The organism is Chlamydiales bacterium (assembly GCA_041395025.1).
Classification (GTDB): domain Bacteria; phylum Chlamydiota; class Chlamydiia; order Chlamydiales; family JAAKFR01; genus JAJACP01.
The window spans coordinates 1,212,083-1,238,901 of the sequence record JAWLBH010000001.1 but is presented as its reverse complement, the minus strand read 5'-3'; the positions used below and the strand labels follow the sequence as shown (position 1 = coordinate 1,238,901).

Here is a 26,819-nt window from a genome sequence, read left to right as displayed (position 1 = left end):
TGCAAAATAATCTGTAGGTTTGAAATCTGTGATTCCATAACTACAGATTTACCCTTCGAATCATTGGGACACTTGGGAAGAAAAAGACAATTGACAACTATTCTAGTATGAGGAAAAATACACTAGCTTCTTTAAAGAAGATGTTTTGTTTTTTCAGTCAAAAAATGACCCTTGAATTTATCTTAGTAGGAGAAAAAAAATTTCTAACTCAATGGTTTTATATTCCGAAAAAGATGTCGAATCTGCTTTTCTATGTTATTACGCAAAGGAAAATGGACTTAAGTATTCAACAATGAGCGCGGCAAGTCAGAAAATATCAAAAGTGGTTGGATTAGTATTTCTCGCAATTGTAATCTCCGCTGCCTTTGGAAAACTTTCGACATCTACGTTTGGTGCAATTTTAATCGGTGTATCTGTTGCCAATCTCTCTTTTGCTCTTCTTACTAGCGACGGAATCTTCAAAAAAAATAAAATTTTTTTTATCTTTAATCTCTTTTCCATATTCCTTCCGGCCATCCTTGGCATCGTCCAACTCACAGGGGTTTTACCAGTTACTGCAGTAGCCACGCTTTGGTTTCAGATAGCATTACCTATAAATATTCTTTTTATGATTATTATAACCCGCCAAGGCCTCAAATCCCGTAGACATTTTAAAGAAAAAAATTTCGATTCAGCACCTAATAATGACCGAGGCTTTATTTTACCTATGCCTTTCAATATACCAAGTCTACAGGAAAGATTTGTAATGAATAATGATCTCTCAATCGAAGACAAGAAAGAATTGAATCGTATCTTCTTAAAAGCGGGCCTTCGAGTAACACCATTAGAAACAAATCCCCAATAGGTTTTCCCTATAACCCAGATTACATCTGATTAATATTTTTTATTCCTATTAAATCGATAATGATTTAAAATTATTTCCTATTTATAAAGGAGGGTTATCTTGACAATACTCGAAAATACAAATTCTTCACTACCTAATCAAGTAAACAGTAGTTTTAAAACTAAAAACACAAATCGAGATTTTATAAAAAAAATGCAAGTGATTATGCTCTTAGCCTTAGCAGGTATTGGTATTGCTGCGTCTTATGAAGCCTTTTCTAATACTAGTATGGTTTTGGGTGTGAGTATAGCTGGTTTAGCTACCATTTTTGGGGTAAGTCATTTTTTTCAGGGTAAATTGGGTAAACGTAAATTCTCTCTCATAACAATGACCCTATTGTCCCTTGGTTTTATCGCCATAGCTAGTTGTTTTCTTGCAAAAGGAGGGTTATTAACAGCAGTTTCGGCAGGTGATAAGGTGTTGGCATTATCAATATTAACTGGAATAGTGTATGGTTGTTTTCGTTGTTGTAGTTGTCAAAGATTTCGTGAGATGATATGCTCATAGGGAATTTGATCGCGATTTTATCAAAAGAGAGATGTATGAAATGTCTCTTGGTGTTCCCTCTTAAGATTAACTCATAGCACTTCAAATTAAAAACAAACATCGCATAGGTTTTCCCATACTCAGGCTAAATATTTTTATTGTTTTTTTGAAATCCTCTAGAATTTCTTTTCTTATTAATTAGACATTATGTTAAACTTTTTCTAGAATTTTTCGTTTTATAAAGGAGGAAAAGAGGATGTCGATAGGACCCACAACAAATTATCCGATTGATAGAAGATCTACTATAAAAGACACTGTTAGTAAAAACGGAAGTCAAGATTTTATAAAAAGAATCCAATTTATTGTATTGTTAGCCCTAGTAGGCATTGGTATTGCTGCAACTGTTGGAGCCTTTCCTGATACTAGTATCGCTCTGGGTGCAAGCGTAGCTGGTTTAGCTACTATTTTTGGTGCAGGTCATTTTTTTCGGGGTAATTTCGGTAATCGTAAATTCTCTTTCATAACAATGACTCTATTGTCTCTTGGCTCTATTGCCGTAGCTAGTTGTTTTCTTGCCGGAGGGTTATTAACAGCGGTTTCGGCGGGTTATATTGTCTTGGGATTATCAGGAGCAACTGGAATTATTTATCTTATTTCTTGTTGTGTTTCTTCTCAATCGCATCCTAAGAAAGTGATTCACCATGGATCGTCGCCCTCTGGCCCATTCTAAAAAGACATGGATATGGGTTTTTTAATTTTTTGGGAGTAAAATGAGCGTAGGAACAAATGATCAGCCACCTCTGGTAACAACAAATAATTCCTTTTCTTCCTCTCTAAAAAGCCCAGCCATCCAGAAGGATATCAACATAATACGAGGGATTGCAATCTTAGCCTTAGTAGGTATTGGTATTGCTGCAACTGCTGGAGCCTTTTCTAATACTAGTGTTGCTCTAGGTAGTAGTGTATCAGTTTTATCCGGCGCCCTTCTTCTAATTCATTTGTTATCAGACAGTAGTAAAAATGCCTTACATATTATAGTTTTAATTGCCTTTATTGTCTTAGCTAGTTTGTTTCTTTCAGGAGGGTTAGTGACTGCTACTGAATTAGGGATATCTATATTAGTCGGACCAGTTGTAGCGATAGTTCCTATTTGTTGTTGTGGTGGTCTGCAGAGATTACTTGCTAATGCTCTATAAACCATCTTCTTGAACGTCCTATTCTCTGATAAGCTCTGCGCCATCTTATTGCGATTTTACAAAAAGAGGGATTCACGCGAAACCCTTCTCCCCTCTCCCCCTATAACTACCTCATAAATTCTTTATTAATTATCCATAAAGCCTCCCATAGATTTTCTCTATATTTACTCTTAATAGGAATGAATATTGTCTTCTTTAATTATTTTTATATTTATTAATATGATATTATGTTAAAATAATGTATTATTATTTTTCATAAAGTAAAAAAATGGAATTAAGAATAAATCCGGTAGTCAATTTTGCAGAAAGAAATAATTGTTTTTTCCCTTGTCTAAAAGGTCCAAAAACCCAGATCTTTATAAAGGGATTACAAGGAATTGTAGGTCTAGCCTTAGTGGGTATCGCTATTGCTGCAACTACTGGAGCCTTTTCTAATGCTAGTCTTGCTCTAGGTAGCAGTGTGGTAAGTTTATCCGCAATCTTTTGTCTAACTCATTTTTTTCGAGATGATTTACGTGATAATAAGCCCTCTGTCGTGATAATAAGTCTATTGTCAATTGGCTGTATTGCTATAGCTGGTGGTTTCCTTACCGGAGGGTTATTAACAACGGTTTCGGTAGGTCGAAGAATGTTAGCAATCATCTTTATTGGGGTTGGTTATTTTCTCTTTATGAGGAAATGGACTAATGCGATTGAACTCTTTGTTGATTAAAAGAGAAAAACTGGACAAATTTTTCAAAAAAAATACTAAAACCTTTCTGTAAAAAATCAGATTCTTAGATGGAAGAGACAAACGATTGCATTAACCATGCCTTATTTGATAAAAAACTTGATTTCTATCAAGCTTTTTTAAAACTTTAAAATACTACCTAAATTTTTTGATAAACAAGGGATTTAGGTGGATCTAGCACAACCAATTGGTTTTTATTCAGGGAAATTTTTTCTTTTTTATTGTACAAAATGTAGGGAAAATTCAGCTCTTTTGCAATCTTTTTTAGATAATTTTCTCCCTGAAGATCTCCCTTTTCCATGATCACCCCTTTTGCTTTCTTAAGCAAAGGAAGATCCCTTTCACTGCAATGGTGAATAAGAAGGATTTTTTCCTCAATACAACACTCATCTATATCGCTATCAGATAACCCAAAGATCACCCGACCACTGACCTGATGGCCAGCTCCTTCATATCCTTCTAATACTATCTCTCCGATTCTATCTACAATCATCATATTTGTACTTCCTGGCTTTCCAAAAAGCGTTCCAGCACTAATAACAACTAAATCACCATAATCAACTAATCGATGATTAAGAGCGAATAAGCTAATGCGTTTTTTTGCCTCTTCAATATCTTCAATATCGGGAGATAAAATTGGAATAACACCCCATAGTATTGAAAGTTGATGATAGACTTTTAGACTAGGAGTCATAGCAATAATTGGCATTTTTGGACGAAGAGAAGACAGAAGACGCGCTGTAGCGCCACTTTTTGTAAAAGCAAAAATGGCTTTAGCATTCGAACTATATGCTGTATGAATACTTGCTTGAGCTACAGAAGAAGGTACATCAAAAAAGATACGATATGTCCCCTTCTTAAAAAATTCGTAATAACTAAAATCCTCTTCGGTTTCTTGAATAATTGCCTGCATGACTTTAACTGCCTCAATTGGATAGTCTCCAATCGCAGTTTCACCCGATAGCATGACTGCTGAGGTGCTATCATAAATCGCATTTGCTATGTCGGAAACCTCAGCTCGTGTTGGCTGAAAATTTTTGATCATAGATTCAAGCATTTGGGTCGCAGTCACTGAAGGTTTTGCCATAAGATAGCATTTGCCTATCATCATTTTTTGAAGACGAGGCACATGAGTAAGGGAGATTTCAACTCCTAAATCTCCACGTGCTACCATAATTCCATCTGCAACTTCGGCAATACTTTCAAAATTCTCTATTCCTTGACTATTTTCAATTTTTGCAATCACAGAAATTTCAGGCTTACCTGCTTCCTTAAGTAAAGATTTAATTGCACAAACATGTTCAGAAGAACGGATAAAAGAAGCAGCAATCAAATCTATATCTTCAGCGCAACCAAAATGAATATCTTCGATATCTTTTTTTGTCATTAAAGGGAAATCTATCTCAACTCCAGGAATATTGACACCACGAGTTGAGCGAATTTCTCCTCCATGATCGACTTCTACTAATACCTCGTCATCTTGAATTTCAATTACATGAGTAATTAGCGAGCCATCATTTAGAAGAATAAACATCTCTTTTTTCAGTTCTTTGAAGACTGATGGTGGGCTTAGGGTCACATGGTTTTCATCCCCTAAAACTTCCTGTTTTACAAAACGAATACGCGACCCTGCTTTAAGCATAAGAGGTTCTTTTGCAACATGCCCTAAACGAATCTCAGGGCCTTTGGTATCAAGCATAATGGCAAGAGGAATCTTTTTTTTCTCACGAATCTCTTTAAGAAGACGAATCATGCATTGATGTGTCTGATGGTTTCCATGACTCAAGTTAATCCGTGCAACATTCATGCCTGCTTCAACCAGCTCTTCTACTTTATCAAAAGTTGCAACAGCAGGACCAATTGTACAAATAATTTTCGTTCGGTTAACCATGTGTTAGTTTCATACCAATTTTACCCAATATTTTCTAGTTAATCACTCTTTTGATAGAATATCTTTATTTTACATACATTAGAGGCATAAAATCCAATCCAATGAAGCGGGAAGTTATTTTAAAAAATATTAATGTTCATAATTTAAAGGGAATAAATCTTAATTTCAATACTAATGAATTCATTGTCTTTACAGGAGTATCAGGTTCTGGTAAGTCTTCTCTTGCTTTTGATACTCTTTTCGTTGAAGGACAACGTCGTTATGTTGAATCCTTATCTGCTTTTGCGCGTCAATATATTGGACATTTGAGTAAACCTAATTTTGAATCTATCTCTGGTCTTTCTCCTACGATTGCAATTGATCAGAAAACTATTCATAAAAACCCACGTTCTACTATAGGCACAATTACAGAAATCTACGACTATTTGCGTCTTCTATATGCTCGCATTGGCTTAGCTCATTGCCCACTTAGTGGGGAGTTAGTCGCTCCACAAAGCAAAGAAAGAATTATTCACATCCTTCAAGCTCTTCCTAAAAATACAAAACTCATTTTTCTTGCTCCTATTGCTAAAAATAAAAAAGGAGAATTTAAAGAAGAGTTTCAATTTTTCTTGAGCAAAGGATATACACGAGCACGTGTCAATGGAAGATTGGTTGATCTGAGTGAAACTATTCACCTTGATAAACATCATTCTCATGATATTGAAATCGTTATTGACCGTCTTATTGTTTCACCTGATAGCCATTCTCGGATCGCTGCAGGAGTCATTGCTGGTCTAGAATTAGGCAATGGAATCTTATTAACTTATGATATTGAAAAAAAGCAAGAACACCTCTACTCAACACATGCCTACTCTTCTAAATCTGGTTACTATTATTCCTCGCTTGAACCTCATAATTTCTCTTTTAATCACCCTGAAGGCATGTGTCTTCGTTGTAAAGGACTTGGCTTCACTCAAGATTTTGACTTTGAAAAAATTATAGATCAAAAAAAGAGCATTGCTGAAGACTGTTGTTTAATCGCCAGCTCATATAAAACGATCCGATTTAAAAATATTTATGATAATCTAGCTGCGATTTATCAATTTAGCGTCACCACCCCTTGGGAAGATCTTTCTCATCAAGCAAAACAGATTTTTCTTTATGGAACTGAAAAAAAATGGACTCAAATGCACTTTACTCATCCCAATCATGTAAAATCTTGGAGTGAGTATGTCTGTTGGAAAGGGGTGATCCCAGCTATGCATGAACGGTTGCACACAGCAAAAAGCACAAGCTATCAAAAAACAATCTCTCGATTGATGGATAAACAGATTTGTTGTGAATGTAAGGGAGCACGTATTCAACCTTATCCAGCAGCCACTGAAATAGGAGGAGAACGCATTCAGGCGATTTGTTCAAAACAGATTAGAGAGAACCTCTCTTTTTTCTCTAACCTACACCTTAACCCCTATGAATATGCTATTGCTGAAGAGATCATAAAAACGATCATCCGAAGATTACAATTTCTTAAAGATGTAGGTCTAGACTATCTCAGTCTATCGCGCCCTGTTTCTACCCTTTCCGGAGGAGAAGCTCAGCGTGTGCGTCTTGCTTCACAAGTCGGTGGCGGACTAGTAGGAGTGACTTATATTCTTGATGAACCATCAATTGGCCTCCATCCTAGAGACACTCAAAAGTTGATTGCAATCCTAAAACGCTTGCGTGATGCAGGAAACACTGTCATCGTAGTTGAGCATGATGAAGAAACAATACGAGCAGCAGATCGATTAATTGATTTTGGACCAGGACCAGGAATTCTAGGGGGTAATATCCTCTTTAATGGCTCTTTAAAAGAGATATTAGAAAATTCTCATTCATTAACAGGAAAATACTTAAGTGGGAAAGCCAAGATTGATATTCCAGTGATGCGAAAATATCCATGTAAGAAAGCTATTCAAATCATCGAAGCAACTCATAATAACTTAAAAAAAATCACTGTGACTTTCCCTCTTGAATTAATGATTGCAATCACGGGTGTATCGGGTTCTGGTAAATCTTCTCTCATATCCGATACTCTCTTTCCAGCTCTTGCAAATAGACTACACGATACCAAATATTCCGCAGGAAACATAAAAACCATCACAGGATATAATAATATCGATAGAGTAATCGCAATTGATCAAACACCTATTGGACGTACACCTCGTTCAAATCCAGCAACTTATATTAATATTTTTGATGAAATTCGCAAGCTGTTTAGTCAACTGCCTGACAGCATTGCCCGTGGTTATGCTCCAGGACGTTTTAGTTTCAACGTCTCTGAGGGCTCTTGTCTAGAATGTCAAGGGATTGGCATGGTGTGTATCAATATGGATTTTTTAGAAGATCAATGGGTGACGTGTGAGAGTTGTCAATCAAAAAGATTTGATCATGATACCTTATCAATTCAATACAAAGGAAATAGTATCCACGATATCCTTGAAATGACTGTTGGCGAAGCACAAAAATTATTTGCTGACATCCCTGTTCTCAAAAGCAAACTCGACCTGGTCGCACGCGTTGGATTAGATTATATTAAACTTGGACAATCTTCTACAACTCTTTCAGGTGGTGAGGCACAACGGATCAAATTAGCCAAAGAGTTAGCTCGACCTAAAAAAGGCAAAACTTTCTATATTTTAGATGAACCCACAACTGGACTACATTTTCATGATATAAAAGCCTTACTCAATGTATTCCAGGAGCTCATTGCTTCTGGTCATACTATTTTAGTCATTGAGCATAACATGGATGTTGTCAAAACAGCTGATTGGATGATTGAACTAGGTCCTGAAGGTGGCGATCAAGGAGGCAAGGTAATCGCTGAAGGTTCTCCTGAGCAATGTGCTCAAATAGATACGCCTACAGGAAGGGTACTTAAAAACATTCTCTCACAAAAAAAATACTCAGTTAAAAAACAAGATTTAACTCCTTGCAGAGCGACGAATCAAATAATCATAAAAGGAGCAAAACAGAATAATCTAAAAGGAATAGATGTAGAGATTCCACAAAATAAGCTGACTATTTGCACTGGTCCTTCAGGAGCAGGCAAGAGTTCTCTTGTATTCGATACAGTCTATGCTGAAGGACAAAGACGCTACATTGAATCTCTTTCTCCTTATGCACGTCAATTTATTAAGCAGATGGATAAACCAAAAGTTTCCCAAATTGAAGGACTCTCACCTGCCATTGCCATTGAACAAAAAGCTACTCCCGGCACTTCTCGTAGTACAGTAGGAACAAAAACCGAAATTTATGATTATCTACGTCTTTTATTTGCACATTTGGGAGTTCCCTATTGTCCAGACACGGGGGAAATTATTAAAGCCATTACCAAAAATGATGTGGTTAAGGAGATATTAAAATATCCCGAAGGAGAAAAAATCACCCTTTTAGCCCCAATTAATATCGATAAAAACGAAGATTTTGAAAATCTTTTAAACTATTATAGTAAAAAGGGATATGTAAGAATTTATCTTGAAAAGAAAATATACGAACTCGACTCCCCAATCCCTTTTGATAAAAGAAGAAAACAAAACATTGCCTTAGTCATCGATAGAATCACAATCCATCCACAAGCTGAACACCGGCTGCTTCATGCGATTGAAAACGCGGTTGATCTTTCAAAAGATAAGATTCTTGTGATACGAGGAGAAAAAGAAATTTTATTTAATCTATCATTTGCTGTCCAGAGTACTGGAAAATCCTACCCAGAGATTACTCCGCAAACCTTTTCTTTTAACGGACTCAAGGGGATGTGTCCTGATTGTAAAGGTTTAGGATATCAATATGGGGTGAATTTAACTCGACACCCGAAAATTATGAGTCTATCTACTGGTGATTTACTCCGAGTATTTTGGGGTCCCTTTCCTCTATCGAGGCTTCAAAGATTCCTGCAAAAGGAAAGTATTGATTTAGATCTCCCATTACATGACCTAAACCAAAGACAATTGCAGCTCATTTTAAATGGGACACCAGAAAAAAGTTGGATTGCCACTGAACAAAATTTTTCTTTCCGTTGGCGTGGGATTCAACCCACTTTAACAAAACTCGCAAAAAATGGTCATCATCATATTCGTTCTTCTCTTATTTCTTTATTAGATGAAATTGAATGTCTCTCCTGTCTTGGTACTAGACTCAATCCTCTTGCCCGTAATGTGCGTATTTTAGAACAATCCATTTCCTCTATTTGTAATCTTCCCATTACTCAAATCCGGGATTTTATCAAAAAACTGCCTTTTAATCAGAATATGCAAGAAGTGGTTAAGCAGCTAGAAACTCGCTTGAGTTTTCTGATTGAAATTGGATTAGACTATTTGCATCTCAACCGTCGCCTCTCAACATTAAGTAACGGAGAAGTGCAAAGAATCCACCTTGCACGCCAACTTGGCAGTAGTTTAACAGGTGTTCTTTATATTCTCGATGAACCAACAATTGGCCTCCATCCCCACGATAATCATCTACTGAATCAAATGCTTTTAAAATTAAAAACACTTGGGAATACTTTACTGATCGTTGAACACGATCCACAAGTTATTTCAACAGCAGACTATATTCTTGATTTTGGACCTGGGAGTGGGAGTGATGGAGGTCAGATTACTGCTAAAGGGACCTACGAAGAGATTTTAAACAATCCCTCCTCTCTTACAGGATCATATCTATCAGGGAAGAACTGTATCCCTCAGAGAAAAAAAAATCGAAAGGTGATGGATTCATTATTCATCGAAAATGCAACTAAGCACAATCTCAAGAATTTATCATTTAAAATTCCAATTGGACTCATGACTGGATTAACAGGCCCTTCTGGTTCTGGAAAATCTACTCTAATGTACGATATACTCAAGCCATTTGCTGAGACCTTAATTGCAAAAAATGAAGTATTTAATAAGCTTGTGATAATTACTCAAAACCCAATTGGTTATACCATCCGTTCAGATATTGGAACTTACCTAGATCTCTTCCCCCTATTACGTACTTTTTATGCTTCTCTTTCTACTGCTCTTGTTCAAGGACTGACACCCTCACATTTCAGCTATAACCATAGAAAAGGGATGTGTACTGCTTGTTCTGGTATTGGTTATAAAAAACTTGAAATGCTTTTTCTGCCGCCTGTAAAAGTGATCTGTAGAGAATGTCAAGGACTGAGATTAAACCCTCTGAGTCTTAAAGTAAAATATCAAGGGAAAAGCTTTGGAGAATTACTTGATATGACTGTTAAAGAAGCACGTGTCCAATTTGAGATTCTCCCTAAAATTTGCCATATCTTAGATATATTGATTTCAGTTGGACTTGACTATATTCAGCTTGGGCAAAGAATCACCTCCTTATCTGGAGGAGAAGCTCAAAGAATAAAACTAAGTCGTGAACTAGGAAAAAATAAAAAAGGAAATACTCTTTATCTTTTTGATGAACCGACAGCTGGTCTCCACTTTGACGATATCAGAAAACTACTTCCAATCTTTCATCATCTTGTGGATGAAGGCAATACAATAGTGATTATTGAGCATAACATGGAGATCATCAAAAACTGTGATTATCTCATTGATCTTGGGCCCAGTGGAGGAATCAATGGAGGTCAAATTGTTGCAATCGGTACACCTAAGATGATTGCAAAAAACCCCTATTCTTTAACTGGAAAATATCTATAGTTAGCTGATTCAAATATTTTTAAATTAGAGAAATTATCCCAACACATTTTAAAAACTTAGAAAAACAGTTTCAAAATACTCATCAATCTCGAATATTTTTTATTCGAAATAGGCTAGACGATCACACTCAATGAATATTCGAGCATATCCAGTTGTAAAAGTTCAATCAATCCGTTACGTTGGAATTATGAGTGTTTACTTAGCTTTTCTAATTCAAGGAATGTTTAATGCATAAACTTGGCAGATATGAATGTCTTGAAGTAGTTGGAACTGGAGGAATGGGGGAAATTTTACTTGCTTATGATCCTCTATGTGGAAGACACATTGCAATTAAAAGGATTCGTCGTGATTTACAACAACATGCTGTCATAAGAAATAGATTTTTACGAGAAGCTAGAATTACAGCTCAACTGACTCATCCAGGGATTATTTCAATCTATTCAATTCATCAAGATGAAAATGAAATTTACTACACCATGCCCTATGTGAAAAGAGAAACACTAAAGCAAATTTTTAAACATGCTTATCAAAATATGGAGAATCAAAAAGAGGGAATTCATTCCATTCCTGCACTCTTACAAATTTTTAAAAGCATCTGCCAGACAGTTGCTTATGCTCATTCAAAAGGAATTTTACACCGTGATCTTAAACCAGAAAACATCTTGATTGGAAAATTTGGTGAGGTGATTATTCTCGATTGGGGGCTAGCTCAATTCATGAATGAACCCTCTGAGGAAATTGAGGAAAAGATCATTGAATCAAATCCTGGATTGACGAATCCTGGCAAATTAGTTGGAACAGTTGCTTATATGGCACCTGAAAGAGCGCTTGGCTCCCATGCAACAGTACAAACTGATTTGTATGCTCTTGGTGTAATCCTCTATCAAATTCTTACCCTCCAAATCCCTTTCAAACGGGTCTCACTCAAAGAATTTTCTAAAACTCATGTCTACGAAAAATTGATTGATCCAGAAGAGATAGCCCCTTATCGTGAAGTGCCTCCTCATCTTTCACGAATAGTGAAAAAGTGTCTTGAGGCAAACCCAGTCGATCGCTATCAAACAATGGATGAACTCATTTATGATTTAATCAATCATATGGAAGGACGTTCAGATTGGTTTGAGATGGCTCATTTGGATCCTAAGATAAAAAAACATTGGGAATTCCAGGAAAATGTGCTTATTTCAAAATATATCGCTATTACAAGGACAACTGAAACAACTGATTGGGTCAGCATCATGGTCTCAAAAGGGGTATTTGCAGAAACTCTACGCCTTAAAACAAAAATTCAGATTGATGAACATGGAGAAGGAATTGGATTTTTACTGAGTATTCCTGAAGCAGCTGATAGAGAAACTCTTTTTGAAGGATATTGTTTATGGATTGCTTCTGATTTAGATTCTTCATCTCAATCTGGATTACAACTTTTTCGTAATATGGTTGAGGTATTGCATCGACCAGATCTTTGTTTGAAAAGAAATGAGTTATATTCAATTACGATCGAAAAAATTGCTCACAATATCCATTTTTTTATCAATGAAGAATTGAAATTTACTTATTTAAGCTATCTCCCACTTTTTGGCACTCGTGTAGGTCTGATTTCAAGAGATCATAATTTTAAGATGGAATCTCTCGTTGTTTTAAGTGGAAGTCAAAATTTACAAGTCAGTTGTCTTTCGATCCCTGATGCTTTTTTAGCAAGCAAAGATTACAAACGTGCTTTAACTGAGTACCGAAGAATTGGATATTCATTTCCTGGATATGCTGAAGGACGAGAAGCACTTTTTCGAGCTGGAATTACCCTACTTGAACAAGCGCGTGCTATGCGAACTCAAAAAAAAGCAGAAGAAAACTACACTTTAGCTCTTGAAGAATTTGCAAAGCTTCATAAAACTACTGGAGCACCTTTAGAATACCTTGGGAAAGCCCTTGTTTATCAATCTCTTAGAGACTATCCCGAAGAAATTAAATGTCTTGAATTAGGGCTACGTCGTTATAAAAAACATCCTTTAATCAATGCAATTCGTGAACAAATTATCTATCGAATGCATGAAGCATCACAAACAAATCGCCGTTCAGCTTATCAGCTCATCCTCATTGTCTTACGCTTATTACCTAAAGTCGTTCAAAGTGGTGATTCAAATCGTCTTTTTAAACATTTAGTCTCTCACTGGGAACAACTTCCTTTTTTTGAAAGCCCAATTGATCTTAACTTAATGGGAAAAGAAAAAAGCAGTGAAATTCGTTTTGCTATTCCACTGGCATTTTGGTTAGGTGCTCCCTATACCTTATTAGAAATCTATCAAGAATTAATCAAAATCAGACCACTTGACATTATAGCGATTGGAGATCTTCTATATGCTCTTTTTGAACTCGGTTCTTATCGACTCGCTTATCGACTCATTGAAGAGGCAGAAGAATTAAAATCAGGACTCGAAATAGAGGAAGGGACAGAATTTAAACAAATTCTAGATTGGTTAAAACCAATTTGGATATGCCATACAAGGACATTAACAGAAGCTTTTACCATACCCTATGAAGATATTGGAGTGCGTAAGTTTCGTACTATAAGTTACCTACTTCAATATGCCCTCCGGACTGATCAACTAGGAATTGTACATGAAGTTGTGAGTAAAGTCAGACCTCTTCCTCTTGCTTGGGAGGATTCTATTATGCTTGATGCCTATGAGATTTGGGCTTATCTTAAAGAAAAAAATTGGGAAGCAGCAGGAAAACTTTTTGAATCCTATCCACTCGAAATGCTCAACCAAGAAGGAACTTTGCTCTATTCTCTTTACGGATGTTATCTCTATGTTACAGAGGGAGAAGAAATTTCAAAAATTTATTTCTCTGGAGTGATTGATACTCCTTTCCCACGTTCATGGGCATTGCTTGGTCATGAACTAACCAATAAAATTACTGAATCAGTGGCTTGGTATAGCACTTCTTTTCTATGGGAAAGACGTCGACTCTACCAGCATATGACTCTTTATTATCAATGTCGAGAGAACCCAGACTTAGAAGCATATTACCGCCATCTCGAACGTGAAGAATATGTCTATATCCCTGAGTAGATCTACTCCTTTCAAGAGGCTTCTTCATTCTCTCATTTTTTCAAGGATTCGAAAAGTTTAATTTACTTATGAGACTTCCTTTCTTTTCTTTGAATGTCTGATTTAGTATACTTACTTGCTTATGGATAAAGCTTATAATCCAAAAAATGTAGAAGCTAAATGGTCTCGATTTTGGAAAGAAAAAAAATTTTTTCAAGCTGATGCTTCTTCTATTAAACCTCCCTATACTATTGTTATTCCTCCCCCAAATGTCACTGGAATATTGCATATGGGTCATGCTCTTGTAAATACATTGCAAGATGTTTTAATTCGTTGGAAACGTATGAGTGGTTTTGAAGCACTCTGGATACCTGGTACAGACCATGCAGGGATTGCAACACAAACTGTAGTAGAACGCCATCTGATAGCAACAGAAAACAAACGACGAAAAGACTATAGTCGCGAAGAATTTCTCAAAATTATCTGGAAGTGGAAAGAAAAAAGTGAATTGACCATCTTTCAACAACTAGAAAGACTAGGGGCTTCTTGTGACTGGTCTCGTTTAAATTTTACAATGCAAAAAGAATATAATCTTGCTGTAAAAATAATGTTTAAGAAGCTGTTCGATGCAGGGTTAATTTATCGAGGAGATTACCTTGTTAACTGGGATCCTGTGACTCAAACTGCCCTTGCTGATGATGAAGTTGAATATGAAGAGCGAGATTCTTATCTTTGGTATTTCAAATATTATCTATCAGATGGATCTGATTATATCCGTATTGCTACAACCCGTCCTGAAACAATGCTAGGTGACACAGCAGTGGCCGTCTCTCCTCATGATTCCCGTTATAAAAAATTTATTGGGAAAAAAATACGTCTTCCTATTCTCAATCGAGAAATCCCGATTATTGCTGACCATCATGTTGATCCTGAATTTGGCACAGGAGCTGTAAAAATCACTCCTGCCCATGACCCAAACGACTATCGGATAGGAATTGAACATAAACTTGATGTCATTAATATTCTTCATTCCGAAGGATTGATCAATGAAAATGGAGGTCCTTTCTGTGGTATGAGCTTCCAGGAAGGACGTCAAGCAATTGTCAATCAAATGCAAAATCTAGGACTTTTAGAAAAGATTGAACCCTATAAATTACGTGTTGGTCTTTCCTATCGCTCAAAAGCCATCATCGAACCCTATCTTTCTAAACAGTGGTTTGTCAAGATGGAGGCGCTCATCAAACCTCTTCAAGAGGTGATTAAAAATGGAGAAGTCAAAATTCTTCCAAAATCTTGGGAAAGTACTTATTTTCATTGGGTGAACAACTTACGAGATTGGTGTATCAGCCGTCAACTCTGGTGGGGACATCGTATCCCAGTGTGGTACCGCAAAGATCATCCTGAATTGATGGTATGTTATGATGGAGAGAGTTTGCCAGAAGAAGTTATCAAAGATCCCGAACTTTGGGAGCAGGATCCTGATGTTCTTGATACATGGTTTTCATCTGCTTTATGGCCATTAGTCACTCTTGGATGGCCACAACAAACTCCTGATATAAAAAAATTTTATCCTATAAATGTCTTAGTGACAGGACATGATATTCTCTTTTTTTGGGTAGCACGGATGATTATTATGGGCAAAATAGCTTTAGGAAGAGCTCCATTTCCTGAAGTTTTTTTACACGGTTTAATCTATGGAAAATCTTACTGGTCTCAAAATAAGCAAGGAGAAATCTCTTATATCACAGGAAAAGAGAAACGAGATTATGATCTTGGAAAACCAATTCCTCAAAACATCTTCCATAAATGGGAAAAACTCTCGAAGTCAAAAGGTAACGTAATTGATCCAATTGAGATGATTGAGGAATATGGGACAGATGCTGTACGGATGTCCTTATGTGCATCTGCTAATCAATCTCCACAAATTGATCTTGACCGTCGTCGTTTTGAAGAATTTAGAAATTTTGCAAACAAAATTTGGAATGGAGCACGTTTTGTTTTTATGAACCTTGAAGATCTTTCTTCAAAAGAACTCTCTAAAGGGTTAAATCAATCGATGCTTTCTCTTGAAGATCAATGGATTTTATCCGTATTGAATCGAATCAATCGTGAAATCAATCAATATTTAGAGACTTATCAGTTTGACCAAGCTGCTAACTTAGCTTACAATTTTTTCTGGAAAGAATTTTGTTCCTATTATCTTGAGATCATCAAACCGACTTTACTTAATCCTCTAGGGGAAATAGCCACAAGAAAGAATAAACAAAAGCTACTTGTGATTATTCTTTTAAATGCCATCCGTTTACTCCATCCGATGGCTCCCTTCATTACAGAAGAATTATTTCAAAAACTAAAATCCTATTTTCCTGATCTCGATAGAAGCCAATCTGATCCCTATATTAAAACTACAATTGAAGCTCTCCTCTCTCCTGCTTGTGCTATCGCTTCCTATCCACAGGTGATTGTCTATGAAGATATTCGAGCTGATGTGGAAACCTCTTTTTCAACTCTAGAAAAAATTGTCTATACGATTCGTAAAATTCGTGGTGAAATGAATATTCCTCCTCAAATGGCAACTGACGTCTATCTTATTGGATCAGGACTTGAAAAAGAAATACATATTATCTCTTCCTTAGTGAAAATCGATAAATTGGAAATAGCTTCTCAAGCTCCTGATTTAAATTTCCATGCAACAGCGATTGTAGAAAACTACAAAGTCGTGATTCCTCTTCCTCATACACTTGTCAAAAAAGAAAACGAAAGGCTTAAAAAAGAATTAGCAAAAATTGTTGAGAATATTTCCTGTTTAGAAAGACAGCTTTCAAACTCCGATTTTTTACAACACGCAAAACCCGAGCTCATCCAAAAGAAAAAAGAAGCACTTGCACAAAACAATCAAACAAAAAAAGAGCTTGAAGGTAAACTCAATTCATTGCAGCAATAGGTTTACCATAATTTCATAGATCTCAAGCCATTGAATATTAGAACATTTTTTCTTTCTTCACTTGTTTTAAAAAAATTTGAGTCTGTAAAACAACCACATTAGATAGAGCGACAATGCCAATTAAATTGGGTAAAGCCATAAAAGCATTCGCAATATCAGCTATAGACCAAACCACTTCGATGGGAATTCCAACTCCAAGGAAAACAAATATGGAGAAGAGCACACGATAGCTAAAAATCGATCGAATCCCAAAAAGATATTCACAGCACTTCTCTCCATAGTAAGCCCAACCAAAAATTGTTGAATACCCAAAAAGAATACTCCCGATAACCACAATCCATCGCCCAAAAGGAATCGTGCAATCAAAAGCCGCCATGGTAAGAGGAATGCCATTCAGCATAATTCCATCAGAACTTGTCTTCCCTAATACTCCTGTGACTGCGATTGCAAGCCCTGTAAACGTGCACACAATAGTAGAAAGAAAAGCACCTGTCATCGATATTAATGCCTGTCTACCAGGTAGATCTGTTTTTGCAGCTGCAGCTGCAATAGGGGCACTTCCCAAACCTGATTCATTAGAAAATACTCCTCTTGCGACTCCCATTTGAATCGCCATCATTACTGTTGAACCAGCAAATCCTCCAGAAAGAGCTTGACCAGTAAAAGCAGTAGAAAAAATTAATTTCATTGCTCCACCCATATCAGCAAAACGCACCACCAGAATCCAGATGCTACCAAAAATATACAAAAGAGCCATTGTAGGAACAAGTAATGCAGTTAACCTTCCAATGGTACGAATCCCCCCAATTAAGACTAAACCAGTAGCAATAGCAAGAATTGCTCCTGTAATCCAAACATTAATGTCTAAAGTTGTTAAAACTGCTGAAGCAATCGAATGGGACTGTACAAAATTTCCAGTTAACAAAGCAGCAATACTGCCAAAAAAAGCAAAAAAAATAGCTAACCATTTCCACCCAAGACCATCCCTAATATAATACATCGGTCCACCAGCCATTTCACCACGAGCATCGACAATTCTGTATTTAATTGCTAAAATTGCTTCACTGTACTTAGTTGCCATTCCAATTAATGCAGTCATCCAAAGCCAAAAAAGTGAACCTAGCCCACCCATTGCAATAGCTGTAGCTATCCCGGCAATATTTCCAATTCCAATGGTGGCTGCTAAAGCCGTCATTAAAGCCTGAAAATGAGAAATATCCCCTTCTCCTTGATGATCACGATAGGTAAAAACAAGTTTAAGAGCGTAGATAAGATGGCGAAATTGCAATCCACGTAAACGATAGGTTAAGAAAAGACCTGTGGCTAAAAGAATGATAAATAAAGATTGCCATATCCACGAATCAATAGCTTCAAGCCAAAAAATAACCGCTTTCATATTAAAAGGAAGCTTTATATGTGTAGAAAAAATTGATGTCAAATGATTCATCTATATCTTACTAAACTAAGTGGAATAAAGACTATGCTGGAAATACTAAAATATGTATACCTGGAGCCTTATTCATGAAGAAAGAGCAAAAAACATCGATTGTTTTCCTCACAAAATATGACTTTAATTTCCCTCACTGAAGATTTTGATAGCAATGTGCCAACACCCATAGAACTTCAAAAGACAATTCCTCTTAAAGAAAAAAGTGCAGCTTTCATCAAAAAAACACGCCTTTCAATTCGAAATATCTTAAATGGTTTAGACAAAAGAAAAATCCTAATTGTTGGTCCATGTTCTATTCATGATCTTCCATCTGCGCTTGAGTATGCAAGGTATTTTAAAGAGTTAGCTGAAGAAGTCTCAAATGAATTTTTGATGATCATGCGAGCATATTTTGAAAAGCCTCGAACAATTCATGGATGGAAGGGATTGATCTATGACCCGAATTTAGATGGCTCATATAACCTTTCAAAAGGGATTCAATTAACACGTGCTTTTCTTGCAAAATTAGCTGACATGGGTGTGCCCGCAGGTAGTGAGTTTCTAGAAATTACTACAACACAATATTATGTTGATTTGCTTTCATGGGGTTGTATTGGAGCAAGAACAGTCACTTCGCCACCTCATAGACAACTTGCAGCTAGTCTTGAATTACCAATTGGGTTTAAAAATCCTATTGATGGTTGTATCGATCATGCAATTCATGGGATGATTGCTTCAGGAACCCCGCATGTCTTTCTAGGATTATCCTTAAGTGGAAGGATCACACGTATTCAATCAAATGGCAATAAATTATGCCATTTAATCGTCCGAGGAGGATACAATGGCCCCAATTATGCTCGAGAAATTTTGATAAAAGCCTCTGAACAATGCAAAAAGGCAGGGGTTTGTAATAAAATTCTGGTCGACTGCTCTCATGATAATTGTGAAAAGCAAACTTTTAACCAGCTTTTAGTCTTTCAAAAAATCATTAATCAAATTTTACAAGGAAATGAAAACATTATAGGACTCATGGTTGAAAGCTATCTGCACGCGGGTTCTCAACCAATTTCATCCAATTTAGACTATGGGATTTCTATTACCGACCCTTGCCTAGATTGGGAAAATACTCGAAAAATCATTCTTGAAGCATATCATCAAATAAGATCTCATTCGTTTACCTCAGTCTAAAACTAAAGATTTGGGAAAAAATTATCTTTTTAAAAAACAGATCATTAGATCTCAATAATTTCTGTCCAAAGATGATGTTCCCAATCAGCAATTTTCCTATCCTCTTTGTACATTTCAGCTTTATAAGAAATGATTCCTTCATGATCCCAATATGCTTCATTAATCAAACGATAAATTTGATAACCTGATGACTTTGTGAGAGAGTAACTAAAAGTTGTGTATTCTCGTGTTCCATAACGAACATGAAGGAGTAATCTCAGAGGAGGATCTTCTTTTTTTATATTCCATCGAATAACAATTTGCTGGCCAAAAAAACAATGATCATATGGATCTGGAGTCAGAATATGTTGACTCGCTAAATATTCAGGATAAAGAGATTCTGAACGACAATCTAAAGGACAATGGTAGCATCCATAAAGAAATAGAGAGCCCATAAGTCCAATGATCAGGCGCATAGTTCTAAATCAAAAGTAACGCGAATACAAAGGAAAAAAGAGAAAAAGATTCGACAATCCCAATCGCAGCATAACACTTTCCATAAATGGATGGCTGTTTTGCTGAAGCTTGAATCCCAGTTGCACAACATTTTCCTTGCATCACAGATGAGAAGAGCAAAGCAAAACCTACTGAAATTCCAATCGCAATACCTCCTAAGGGAGAAAGAGACTGCTCTTTAATGGCTCCATTCATAAGAAGCATCAGAATAAATCCATAAATTGCTTGCGATGATGGCATCGCAGACATGCCGATCATCTTGCCATGTCCCTCATCAATACGAGCCATTATAGCATGGGAAGCCATTCCAGCAATTCCGCATCCAAATGAACTGCCAATCATTGCGAGTCCAAGGACAAGAGCTGGCCCAACAACATCATAATTCATATTTATTCTCCTAATCTAATTTAATCATTTTTAAAGGACAAAATTCTTTCCCTCCACCATCAAAACTATAGTGATACCATTCAATAAAATTCAGACGTAACCCATGGATCACTCCTCCCATAATTGCTAAAGTAATATTAATCGCATGGCCAGCGATCATAACAAAAATCCCGATATAGATGGGCATAGAGGTTCCAATTTGATTAAAAGTAGCTCCCATAATCATACCTGCAAGTGAAAGCGCATAAATCCGCAGATAAGACATCACGTCTGCGAATACTTCAATGACATGCATAATTTCGCCAAGACCTTGCAATCTTTTTTGAATTAAAGCCAAAATTACAGTGAGACCCAAACCAATAAAAAGAATATATTTTCCAACTTCTCCCCCTACCTCATAGGGAATATGAAAGATATAATGAATCATTGATAAAGCACCTAAAACAATTGGAAAATAAAGATAAGCTCCTATCATAAAAAGAATCCAACCTAAACCCGCCCAATTTCGATCTAAATAACGTACAAATGAGAGGATAATATGAATAGTACCGACAAAAATTGCTAATTCAATTAAAACATTTTTATTAAAAGTATCATAAATTAAATATCTTCCCATCCCTTCTTGATCTCGTTTAACACCAATCAAAAACTGCTCAGGTGTCTTTGCTGTCTTCAAATTAGGGTATTCATCAATAAGATCCATATAAGCTTTTGGATGATGGCTAAGTAGATAATCTGCTTTTTGTTCAACCATCCAATTGATAAGAGAGAGATGGCGTAATTTGTTATCAAACTCAAGTTCAATCCCAAAAAATGAAGTTAACATGACTCCCCAGAGGATACTTCCAATCGATAAACTCATCATTAATAAGGTGATTCGCTTAGTCAAACCTGCGGTTTTTTTCCCAAATTTAAAATAGCAAAAGAGCGACAATCCAAATAAGAGTAGTCCATATCCAGCATCAGCAAGAATCATAGAAAAAAATACCCCAAAAGCAATAAACACCCAAAGCGAGGGGTCTTTATCTGTACTTGAAGGAGTATCATAGATGCTGATTAAATCTTGACCAAGACGCGCAGATCCCTTATTTTCTAAATAGGTAGGGACTTTATCCTCTACTTCAATCTGAATTGGCTCAATATAAATATTAAATTCGTTAGCAAATTTTTTTAAAATTGCAATTTTGTTCTTTGGAATCCATCCTTCAATTGCAAACATCTCTCCCTCTAAAAGAGATTTGAGATCTGCTTTTGCTTCTTCAAGATGATAGTGATTTAAAGCAGTAACGAGTCCTCGTTTCAATACTTTTTTGTTGTGAGCAAGCATGGCTAATTCAGTCTCATACTCATCAATGTATCGCTTCGCTTGAGCAATCTCATCCTTAAGATCCCCAACAGAATGCTCGATAATAATTTCGACAAAACCGTGATAACTCGTAGGTTGTTTATTTATTGCAATGAAATAATCAAGTCCATGAGCATGATCAATAAAAATGACTCTAGAATCTTTAGGAGCCTCTAATGATTGACTTGTTTTAGCGAAAAAAAACTGAAAAATCCATCCAGTTTGTTGTGTAATATCTGCAAGATCAGAGAGTAAAAAATTCCCAAAAATTTCAATCCGACTCATCTCTTTTTCTAAAACACGAACTTTTTCTTGAAGTGCTTCTAACTCACGGTTTCTTTCAATCACATGATGGGCTAAAACAGGAGCTGAGCGATCATCATGAACAGATTCTTGCTTCACAGGCACCATACGATGTAAGATATGAAGCGCATCTATGAAATTCTGAATTTCCGGTGAAGTCTGTAATCGAGATGATTTGTCAGCAATAAAATCCATGATTCCTAATTTTTGAATCTCTTGAAAACACTGGTCTCGCATGCTCATAGGGCCCATCAAAAGATATTTATTAATATCAATGCGCATTTTTCCTCTGCTCTAGCTTAGCTTTAGCCACTTTAGCCTGTCCAATTGCTGTCAGTTCCTGGTCTCCCAAGAAAACCTTGATTCTTTTAATATTTTTTTTAGCTTTAGGAATCAGACTTTTTTCAAAAAGATTGACACGAATAGAAACTTCTTGCAATTCCTTTTCAAGAGCTCTCTTCTTTTCCTCAGCAATCAATACTTTAATTCGCGCAATAACCATCATTCTCAACTCATTAACTACTCCATCTATCCATGCTGGTGTACCAAAAAGAGAATACTCAAATGGCTCAAATTCAATATCTTTGTAAACAGGTATCTCAACTCCGGCTATATTTTCATACACCTTTTCAACTTGTTTCACTTTGCCTGCTAACTTAAAATTCAAGCCCAACCGCTCATTTAACAACCCAGCGGATTGGGTCGCAATTAAACGAGACTCATGAAAATGATTCTGTAATAATAAAATCTCTGTACGCACCTCCTGCACTACTGTCTGTAACATCGCTTTCTTTAGTTGAAGAGTAGGAAGGTACTTTTCGAGCTGAGATAGCTGAATTTGTTCAAGTCGTAACTGATTTTTTGTTAATTTTACTACTGCCATTTAAATACAAATCATTTTTTCGTAAATCCCAAAATATAAGTTAGTTTCATGTTTATGCTAGAGATTAACCTGCCCAATATTTATCGACTAAACTCTGCTTAATGCCAACTTCATGCCTTTGAAAACAATCTGATAAAATTTTCCATCCTAAATCCAACGCTTCTTCAAGAGTAATATTGACTTCAAGATTCATCATTTTCTTTTCAAAATCACTCGCAAAATTCAGCAGCTTTTCATCCCAACGCAAAATTTTAAACCCCATGGCTTGACGTTCTTTTGCTTTTTTAGAATCCGCGTATAAACGAATCAATGCATTAGCAATGTCTCCATGATCTTCTCGAGTTACCTTTCCAATCACTTGCTGTTTCAAACGAGAGAGTGAGCCAAATGGGTCAATATGTCCACCACGGAGATAGAATTGCCCTTCTGTAATATAGCCTGTATTATCAGGAACCGGATGTGTCACATCATCTCCAGGCATAGTAGTCACACTCATCAAGGTAATCGACCCACTATCTGCAATATCTACCGCTTTTTCATAACGAGAAGCAAGATCAGAATAGAGAGAACCAGGATAACCACGATTTGCAGGAATCTGGTCCATCGTAATTGAAATCTCCTTAATTGCATCAGCAAAAGCCGTCATATCTGTCAGCAATACCAACACATCCTTGCCTTGAATGGCGAATTGTTCAGCAGTGGTTAAAGCAATATCAGGAGCAAGTAAGCATTCTACAGGAGGATCAACTGCTCTATGGATAAACATGACCGTTTTCTCCGCTGAACCTGAATTTTCCACATGATCAACAAACATCTGATAATCAGCAAAAGTCAGACCCATGCCTCCAATTACTACAACATCAGCATCGGTTTGATTTGCAATCCGCATCAGTAACTGATTGTAGGGTTCACCTGCGACAGAAAAAATGGGAATTTTTTGTGACTTAACAAGACAATTAAAAACATCAATCATCGGAATATTAGTACGTACCATCTCATGAGGAACGGTACGACACACTGGATTAAAAGAAGACTGGCCAATGGCTATTTTTTTTCCTTGAATTTTAGGACCTTTGTCAATGGGCTGACCAGTACCGTTCAGACGTCGTCCTAAAAGATGATCTCCAAATGTGGCTTCCATGCGTCGCTTACAAAAAACCACTTTATCCCCTGTTGAGATCCCTCGAGTTCCTCCAAATACCTGTAGAGTCACTCGATCTCCTTCAATTTGCAAAACAGAAGCATAGATAGGACTTCTATCTTTTCTTTCAATTTGAGCCAATTCCCCTAAAAAAGCTCCTACTGCTGTTACAGTCACTAAGTTACCACGGATATTATTAATTCTATCATGCACAGTTTTCATATTTTCCTTACTGTTTCAATCAATTCTTGGATTTCAGAAAGGGATTGTTTGTATCGATCTGTTTCAAAAATAATCGAATTCATAGATTTGATTTTACTCTGTAGTTGAAGAAAAAATGTTCGAGCTCTATCCCGACTATTAAACTCAAATGGCATCTCAAAAATATGATTCATTAACTTAAAAAGGGAAATTTGACGATTCAAAGGGCAATAAGCATCTACTCGATCAAAAGCATTTTGTTGTAAATAACAGAAATCATAAAGCTCAGCTTTTAAATGAATTGTCATATCTTCAATTGAAACGCCTTCCTCACCTACAACTTCCATACGTTTTCCAATTTCACTTCCCTCAATTAAAATCTCATCAGCTTGTTTAACCATAGCTCCCCATCCCTCAGTCTCTTCTTCAATTTGTTTTGACACATCATTGACATATTTAGACCAAGAAATCAAACTATCAATGGAAGGATATCGACGTGCATCCGAACGAGCCTTAGACAAACCACAAAACGCCCCAACAACGGCAAGTGTTGATTGAGTCACTGGTTCTTCAAAACTTCCACCTGCAGGGGAAACTGCCCCACAAATTGTTACTGAACCATATTTACCACTCTTTAATGCCACAACACCGCTTCTTTCATAGAAAGCTGAAATCCTAGAAGATAAATAAGCAGGGAAAGCTTCTTCTCCAGGAATTTCCTCTAAACGACCAGACATCTCTCTAAGTGCCTGAGCCCAACGTGAAGTTGAGTCTGTAAGTAAGAGAATATCTAACCCCATTTGTCGATAATATTCAGCAATGGTAATGCCCATATAAATCGAAGATTCACGAGCTGATACAGGCATAGAAGAGGTATTACAAATAATACAAGTCCGATTAATGAGCGGTTGATTTGTGTGTGGATCGGTTAACTTAGGAAACTCTTGTAAAACTTCTACAACTTCTCCAGCACGCTCTCCACATGCACATAAAACTACAATGTCCACAGCTGCATATTTTGAAAGATGATGTTGTAAAACTGTTTTCCCTGCACCAAATGGACCAGGAGTACAAAAAGTGCCTCCTTTCATAATAGGAATTTGCGTATCTATAATCCGCAATCCAGTGTTCATCATTTTTTTAGGTTTGATTTTTTCACCCTCAAAAAGCTCCATCTTGATTGGCCACTTTTGAATCATACTAAAGAGATGTTCTTCCCCTCTCTCTCCTTTTCCACGAGCAACAGTTGTGTCAACAGGGTAACGACCTGGGGCAATCACCCAAGTTAGCGTGACTTTACCAAAAAAAGAAAAAGGAATCATAATATGATGCTCAAAACGCTCTTCCATGGTAATTCCAAGAGTATCTCCACGCTTAAGAACAGCCCCAACTTTTGCAATAGGTTGATATTCCCAGTCTTTTTCACGATCGATTGCAGGAGCATAAAGACCACGTGGAAGAAAATAGCCAGACTTCTCAGCAACCACTTCAAGAGGATTTTGTAAACCATCAAATATTGACTTCAATAAACCAGGTCCTAATTCAGCTTCCAAAAGCTCTCCTGTAAATCTAACTGGAGTGTTTAACTCTATTCCCCATGTATCTTCATAAACCTGAATTTTAACCTCATCACCTAAAATTTCAATAACTTCAGCTTTAAGTTGAGCCTCTCCAACTTCAACAAAAGCTACTTCACCTTGTCGCACATGACCTTTGAATTTTACTTTTAGCAAGTTCCCAAAAGCACGTACAACATGACCAGTCGCTTTTGAAACGATTTTTTCTTCATTGATCATTCTATTTCCCTCTCAATGGTGTCTATTATCTCTATCCCGTTTTGAACATCAAGTTCAAGCCATCTTTCTACTAAAATCAAACGGGCCATGTAGTTTAGAATACGATCCAGATTAAATACTGCTCCTCCCCAGAACTCAATAATCTTATTACATTGATATTCCATCAGCATTTTATGCAAACTTTCAGGAGAGTTCTTATTGTTATCAAAAATGGATTTTAATTCTTTATAATCGAAAGGAGGTTCATATGTTTTTGCATCCTTTTGTGCCAAAATTTCACTAACAATCGGATTTGATATATCCTCATACTGAAGTTCAAATGCTAAATTCCGTCCTAATATTTTAGCTCGAAATCCAACGATTACTAGGCTAAGATCTTTGAGAAAAAGATAGTATTCTTTTAGAAATCCAACTTCGTTTTTTATATTTAATTCAAAAAATTGACTGAGAAGAAAAGAAAAATAGCGAAGCTTCTCCTCATTGGTATGGTATTTAGTTAAATAATCCTGTAAGAAATAAGGAAAATCTTCCTCAAAAGACCATTGCATATTGACTAAAGCCCTTTCTATCTCTTCTTGATTGAGGTTTCCCCTCGGGTCTAAAGTCTCTCCTGCCCAATAAGAACGAAAATTTTCAATATCAATTAATCGAAGAAACCGATGCACTTGCCCTTGATCTTCTTGAGTCAAATTCATTGATAATAGCTCTTTTAAATCAGAAAATCCTAGTTCTGGACGATGACCTATTTCTAAAGGAGGTAAAAGGCTTGCTAAAAAATAATACTCTGTCATTTTATTCC

18 protein-coding genes are annotated in these 26,819 nt (G+C 36.4%); 9 read left to right on the top strand and 9 right to left on the bottom strand.

Features of this window, described 5'->3' with window-relative positions; genetic code table 11:
• Nucleotides 1-211: 211 nt before the first annotated feature.
• The 5 genes from R3E91_05695 to R3E91_05675 all read left to right on the top strand — a co-directional run bounded on the left by R3E91_05695 (nucleotide 212) and on the right by R3E91_05675 (nucleotide 3,277).
• A complete protein-coding gene (locus R3E91_05695) occupies nucleotides 212-844 on the top strand; it encodes a hypothetical protein (GenBank protein MEZ5315679.1) in 633 nt (210 codons plus the stop codon).
• Nucleotides 845-943: 99 nt separating this feature from the next.
• Nucleotides 944-1,390: a hypothetical protein gene (locus R3E91_05690; protein ID MEZ5315678.1), complete on the top strand. Its 447-nt coding sequence runs from the start codon at nucleotides 944-946 to the stop codon at nucleotides 1,388-1,390.
• Between the two features lie 235 nt (nucleotides 1,391-1,625).
• Entirely contained in the window at nucleotides 1,626-2,099 is a 474-nt protein-coding gene (locus tag R3E91_05685; protein ID MEZ5315677.1) for a hypothetical protein, read from the top strand.
• Nucleotides 2,100-2,139: 40 nt separating this feature from the next.
• Nucleotides 2,140-2,565 (top strand): hypothetical protein, encoded by a 426-nt coding sequence (locus tag R3E91_05680; GenBank protein MEZ5315676.1) that lies wholly within the window; start codon nucleotides 2,140-2,142, stop codon nucleotides 2,563-2,565.
• A 268-nt stretch (nucleotides 2,566-2,833) separates the two neighbouring features.
• Nucleotides 2,834-3,277: a hypothetical protein gene (locus R3E91_05675; protein MEZ5315675.1), complete on the top strand. Its 444-nt coding sequence runs from the start codon at nucleotides 2,834-2,836 to the stop codon at nucleotides 3,275-3,277.
• Nucleotides 3,278-3,434: 157 nt separating this feature from the next.
• On the opposite strand, the gene pyk is transcribed toward R3E91_05675, so the two are convergent.
• Complete coding sequence (gene pyk / locus R3E91_05670; GenBank protein MEZ5315674.1) at nucleotides 3,435-5,186, bottom strand: pyruvate kinase; 1,752 nt, start codon at nucleotides 5,184-5,186, stop codon at nucleotides 3,435-3,437.
• Between the two features lie 101 nt (nucleotides 5,187-5,287).
• Here pyk and uvrA point away from each other — a divergent pair, with 101 nt between their 5' ends.
• The 3 genes from uvrA to R3E91_05655 all read left to right on the top strand — a co-directional run bounded on the left by uvrA (nucleotide 5,288) and on the right by R3E91_05655 (nucleotide 16,852).
• Nucleotides 5,288-10,855 (top strand): excinuclease ABC subunit UvrA, encoded by a 5,568-nt coding sequence (uvrA, locus tag R3E91_05665; GenBank protein ID MEZ5315673.1) that lies wholly within the window; start codon nucleotides 5,288-5,290, stop codon nucleotides 10,853-10,855.
• A 227-nt stretch (nucleotides 10,856-11,082) separates the two neighbouring features.
• Nucleotides 11,083-13,929: a serine/threonine-protein kinase PknD gene (pknD, locus tag R3E91_05660; protein MEZ5315672.1), complete on the top strand. Its 2,847-nt coding sequence runs from the start codon at nucleotides 11,083-11,085 to the stop codon at nucleotides 13,927-13,929.
• A 121-nt stretch (nucleotides 13,930-14,050) separates the two neighbouring features.
• Nucleotides 14,051-16,852 (top strand): valine--tRNA ligase, encoded by a 2,802-nt coding sequence (locus R3E91_05655; GenBank protein ID MEZ5315671.1) that lies wholly within the window; start codon nucleotides 14,051-14,053, stop codon nucleotides 16,850-16,852.
• A gap of 37 nt (nucleotides 16,853-16,889) precedes the next feature.
• On the opposite strand, the gene R3E91_05650 is transcribed toward R3E91_05655, so the two are convergent.
• Nucleotides 16,890-18,248, bottom strand: a complete 1,359-nt coding sequence (locus tag R3E91_05650; protein MEZ5315670.1) for a sodium:alanine symporter family protein — start codon at nucleotides 18,246-18,248, stop codon at nucleotides 16,890-16,892.
• 168 nt (nucleotides 18,249-18,416) lie between these two features.
• Between R3E91_05650 and R3E91_05645 the strand changes: the two genes are divergently transcribed.
• Entirely contained in the window at nucleotides 18,417-19,469 is a 1,053-nt protein-coding gene (locus R3E91_05645) for a 3-deoxy-7-phosphoheptulonate synthase (protein ID MEZ5315669.1), read from the top strand.
• A 44-nt stretch (nucleotides 19,470-19,513) separates the two neighbouring features.
• Here the strand turns inward: R3E91_05645 and R3E91_05640 are convergent, their stop codons facing one another.
• From R3E91_05640 to R3E91_05610, 7 genes are all read right to left on the bottom strand, one after another.
• Nucleotides 19,514-19,924: a hypothetical protein gene (locus R3E91_05640; GenBank protein ID MEZ5315668.1), complete on the bottom strand. Its 411-nt coding sequence runs from the start codon at nucleotides 19,922-19,924 to the stop codon at nucleotides 19,514-19,516.
• A 4-nt stretch (nucleotides 19,925-19,928) separates the two neighbouring features.
• Entirely contained in the window at nucleotides 19,929-20,351 is a 423-nt protein-coding gene (locus R3E91_05635) for an ATP synthase subunit C (protein ID MEZ5315667.1), read from the bottom strand.
• A 10-nt stretch (nucleotides 20,352-20,361) separates the two neighbouring features.
• Complete coding sequence (locus R3E91_05630; protein ID MEZ5315666.1) at nucleotides 20,362-22,281, bottom strand: V-type ATP synthase subunit I; 1,920 nt, start codon at nucleotides 22,279-22,281, stop codon at nucleotides 20,362-20,364.
• Complete coding sequence (locus R3E91_05625) at nucleotides 22,271-22,882, bottom strand: V-type ATP synthase subunit D (protein MEZ5315665.1); 612 nt, start codon at nucleotides 22,880-22,882, stop codon at nucleotides 22,271-22,273. Before R3E91_05625 ends, R3E91_05630 begins: the two co-directional genes overlap by 11 nt.
• A gap of 64 nt (nucleotides 22,883-22,946) precedes the next feature.
• The gene (locus R3E91_05620) at nucleotides 22,947-24,245 is read right to left on the bottom strand and encodes a V-type ATP synthase subunit B (GenBank protein ID MEZ5315664.1); all 1,299 of its coding nucleotides are present in this window, start codon (nucleotides 24,243-24,245) and stop codon (nucleotides 22,947-22,949) included.
• A complete protein-coding gene (locus tag R3E91_05615) occupies nucleotides 24,242-26,020 on the bottom strand; it encodes a V-type ATP synthase subunit A (protein MEZ5315663.1) in 1,779 nt (592 codons plus the stop codon). The genes R3E91_05620 and R3E91_05615 overlap by 4 nt, the downstream gene beginning before the upstream one ends.
• Nucleotides 26,017-26,811: a DUF2764 family protein gene (locus R3E91_05610; GenBank protein MEZ5315662.1), complete on the bottom strand. Its 795-nt coding sequence runs from the start codon at nucleotides 26,809-26,811 to the stop codon at nucleotides 26,017-26,019. The genes R3E91_05615 and R3E91_05610 overlap by 4 nt, the downstream gene beginning before the upstream one ends.
• Nucleotides 26,812-26,819 lie beyond the last annotated feature (8 nt).